This window comes from Flavobacterium solisilvae, assembly GCF_012911605.1.
GTDB classification, from domain to species: Bacteria; Bacteroidota; Bacteroidia; order Flavobacteriales; family Flavobacteriaceae; genus Flavobacterium; species Flavobacterium solisilvae.
Map to the genome: position 1 here is coordinate 1 of NZ_JAAMPT010000093.1, position 286 is coordinate 286.

1 protein-coding gene is annotated in these 286 nt (G+C 41.3%); it reads right to left on the minus strand.

The window, feature by feature from the left end; all coding sequences use genetic code 11:
* Positions 1 to 286, minus strand: a 286-nt coding sequence (locus tag G6042_RS00440; protein WP_169522333.1) for a hypothetical protein, incomplete at both ends; no start/stop codon positions are given.

Sequence of the window (286 nt, forward strand, 5' to 3'; positions counted from 1 at the left end):
TACTTGTTCCACTAGCTAATGCTGGCGACCAAGTTCCACCTGTTTGAGCATTTGGACCTAAAAGTGCAAACAAATCTTGCTGTGGACTATTTTGACAAACCGTAATTGAATTATTATTTCCAGCTTGTGGAGCTTGATTAATAATCACTTCAACAGTTGCAGTATCATCAACACACGGAGCAATTCCAGCTACAGTATAGGTATAAGTTGCTGAAACATCAACCGCTGGATTTAAAACTCCTGTTCCACTAGCTAATGCTGGTGACCAAGTTCCGCCTGTTTGAGC